3 protein-coding genes and 1 pseudogene are annotated in these 3,425 nt (G+C 68.3%); 1 reads left to right on the plus strand and 3 read right to left on the minus strand.

The genetic code is table 11. From position 1 onward, the window contains the following. The 3 genes from AAG801_RS41105 to AAG801_RS41115 all read right to left on the minus strand — a co-directional run. A partial coding sequence (locus AAG801_RS41105; protein WP_341893631.1) for a biotin/lipoyl-containing protein occupies window positions 1-323 on the minus strand: 323 nt, incomplete at its 3' end. Next, the gene (locus AAG801_RS41110; protein WP_341893632.1) at window positions 324-1,337 is read right to left on the minus strand and encodes an alpha-ketoacid dehydrogenase subunit beta; all 1,014 of its coding nucleotides are present in this window, start codon (window positions 1,335-1,337) and stop codon (window positions 324-326) included. It abuts the gene before it with no gap. A 4-nt stretch (window positions 1,338-1,341) separates the two neighbouring features. Further along, window positions 1,342-2,583: a 3-methyl-2-oxobutanoate dehydrogenase (2-methylpropanoyl-transferring) subunit alpha gene (locus AAG801_RS41115; protein WP_341893633.1), complete on the minus strand. Its 1,242-nt coding sequence runs from the start codon at window positions 2,581-2,583 to the stop codon at window positions 1,342-1,344. A 211-nt stretch (window positions 2,584-2,794) separates the two neighbouring features. On the opposite strand from AAG801_RS41115, the pseudogene AAG801_RS41120 reads away from it, so the two are divergent. Continuing rightward, window positions 2,795-3,425, plus strand: a pseudogene (locus AAG801_RS41120) (hypothetical protein); the annotation flags it as partial.

Raw genomic sequence — 3,425 nt, forward strand, 5'->3', positions numbered from 1 at the left:
TCGGCCGACGCCGGTGCCGGCGCCTGCGCGCTTGCGGGCGCGGCCTGTACAACCTGCGCTTGTGCTTGCGTCTCGCCGTCGGCCCCCACGTCGATCCGGATCAGCTCTGCGCCCACCGCGATCTGCTGGCCCACCTCGCCGCCGAGCGCGAGCACCCGGCCCGCGACCGGCGAGGGAATCTCGACCGTGGCCTTGTCGGTCATCACGTCGGCCAGCACCTGGTCTTCGGCCACCGTGTCGCCGGGTTGCACGCGCCACGCCACCAGCTCCACCTCGGCGACGCCTTCGCCCAGGTCCGGCACCTTGATCGTGTGCGTGCTCATTCAGTTCTCCATGGCGCGCCGGAAAGCCGCGCCGACGCGCGCCGGGCCCGGAAAGTAGGCCCACTCCTGCGCATGCGGATAGGGCGTGTCCCAGCCGGCCACGCGCCCGATCGGCGCTTCCAGGTGATGGAAGCAATGCTCCTGCACCAGCGCCGCCAGCTCGGCGCCGAAGCCGCTGGTGCGCGTGGCCTCGTGCACGATCACGCAGCGGCCGGTCTTCTTCACCGAAGCGACGAGCGTCTGCAGGTCCAGCGGCCACAGGCTGCGCAGGTCGATGATCTCGGCATCGATGCCGGTTTCTTTCGCGGCCGCTTCCGAGACGAAGACCATGGTGCCGTAGGTGATCACCGTCAGGTCGGCGCCGGGGCGGAACACGGTGGCCGATTCCAGCGGCACCGTGTAGTAGCCCTCGGGCACCTCGCCCAGCGGATGGGCCGACCAGGACTCCAGCGGCCGGTCGTGGTGGCCGTCGAAGGGGCCGTTGTACAGCCGCTTGGGCTCGAGAAAGATGACAGGGTCGTCGTTCTCGATCGAGGCGATCAGCAGGCCTTTGGCATCGCGCGGATTGGAGGGCATCACCGTGCGCAGCCCGCAGACGTGCGTGAACAGCGCCTCCGGGCTCTGGCTGTGCGTCTGGCCGCCGTAGATGCCGCCGCCACAGGGCATGCGGATGGTGATCGGCGCGGTGAAATCGCCCGCCGAGCGATAGCGCAGGCGCGCCGCCTCCGACACGATCTGGTCGTAGGCCGGATAGACGTAGTCGGCAAATTGCACTTCCACCACCGGGCGCAAGCCGTAGGCGCCCATGCCGATGGCCGAGCCGACGATGCCGCCCTCGTTGATCGGTGCATCGAACACGCGCGAGCGGCCGTACTTGGCCTGCAGGCCTTCGGTGCAGCGGAACACGCCGCCGAAGTAGCCCACGTCCTGGCCGTAGACGATCACGTTGTCGTCGCGCGCGAGCATCACGTCCATGGCGGAACGCAGGGCCTGGATCATGGTCATCGAGGCCATGGCGTCAGCCCTCGGACGACAGCTGTTCGCGCTGCCGCTTCAAGTGCTCGGGCATGTCCTTGTAGACGTCCTCGAACATCGTGGCGGCGTCGGCGACATGGCCGTCGGCCATGGAGCCGAAGCGCTCGGCCTCCTTCACCGCGGCGTTCACCTGCGAATCCAGGTCTGCCTGCGTCTGCGCGTGCTCCTGCGGCGACCAGGCGCCGATCGCCGTCAGGTGCTGCGCCAGGCGCGGGATCGGATCGCCCAGCGGGAAATGCGCCCAGTCGTCGGCCGGACGGTACCTCGACGGATCGTCCGAGGTCGAATGCGCGCCGGCGCGGTACGTGACCCACTCGATCAGCGTCGGCCCGAGGTTGCTGCGCGCGCGCTCGGCCGCCCAGCGCGAGGCCGCCAGCACCGCGAGGAAGTCGTTGCCGTCGACGCGCAGCGACGCGATGCCGCAGCCGACGCCGCGCGCCGCGAAGGTGGTGGCCTCGCCGCCCGCGATGGCCTGGAAGGTGGAGATCGCCCACTGGTTGTTGACCACGTTGAGGATCACCGGCGCGCGGTACACGTGCGCGAAAGTCAGCGCCGTGTGGAAGTCGGACTCGGCGGTGGCGCCGTCGCCGATCCAGCCCGAGGCGATGCGCGTGTCGCCCTTGATCGCCGAGGCCATGCCCCAGCCCACCGCCTGGATGAACTGCGTGGCCAGGTTGCCCGAGATCGAGAAGAAGCCGGCCCGCTTCATCGAGTAGCACACCGGCAGCTGCCGCCCCTTGAGCGGGTCGCGCTCGTTGGACATCAGCTCGCAGATCAATTCCACCAGCGTCACATCGTCGCGCGCCAGCAGCAGACCCTGCTGGCGGTAGGTGGGAAAGCACATGTCGCCCTGCTGCAGCACCAACGCGTGTCCGATGGCGATCGCCTCTTCGCCGAGGCACTGGATGTAGAACGAGATCTTCTTCTGCCGCTGCGCGATCAGCATGCGGGCGTCGAAGGCGCGCGTCTTCATCATCGCGCGCAGGCCGCGGCGCAGCAGTTCGGGGTCGGCCTCGGGCGCCCACGGGCCGACGGCGCGGCCTTCGTCGTCGAGCACGCGCACCAGCGTGTAGGCCAGGTCGCTGGTGTCGGCCGGCGATGCGTCGATGGGAGGTTTTCGCACCTCGCCGGCACGCGACAGATGCAGGTAGGAAAAGTCGGTTTCATGCCCCGGCCGCCCCGTGGGCTCCGGTACATGCAGACGAAGAGATGCGCCGTGGCTCATCGCGTGGTCTCCGCGCTCGATGGAATCGCTCGCCAGCAAAGCCTAGCGAATTTCAGGCTCGGGCGCAGTCGGCCAATCGCGTATTTCGCAGGTCTTGCCAAACGCAGGGCGACGGGAGACCCGGGGCGCGGCATGCGGCTCCCATGGATGGGGGAGGCGGCGTTTCGGGGCGGCTCCTAGCATCCGCCACCCACAACGAGGAGAGCCCCTGATGAAGATCGCCTTTACTTCCTGCTTCAGTGCCCAGAGCTTCAAACAACAGCCTGTCTGGACCCAGGTCGGCGCCTCCGGCGCCACGCACCTGGTGCTGCTGGGCGACTCGGCCTACTACGACGCGGACGGTTCCGACATCGGCGCGATCAAGGGGATGGGCGCCCATGACTTCGCGCTGCATGCCTTCGGCCGGCTGCGCGACCAGCTCAACCAGAAGGAGTTCGCCAAGCTGGTACGCGACACGAACTTGCGCATCCATCCGATCTGGGACGACCACGACTTTCTGTGGAACGGCGCCTGCGGTGCGCAAATCGAGGGGCAGCCGTCGTACCGGCACTTGCTGGACCCGACCCGCGCGGCGTTCCAGGCCTATCGCGACGCGCTGGATTCGCACGACCCGAAGACCTTTCCCAAGCCCGCCGATGGCTGGAACCTGGGCGTGGCCGAACCCGGCTACCGGACCCTCATGCTGAGCAACGCCGGCGATCCGGATGGCGCGGTGATGCTTCACCTCACCGACGGTCGCAGCTACAAGACCAAGGGCGGCGAGAAGGCCGTGCTCGGCAGCGCGCAGATGAAGAAACTGACGACGGCCATCAAGAACTCGGACGACAAGACGGTGCACCTCA

Source organism: Variovorax sp. YR752 (assembly GCF_943372545.1).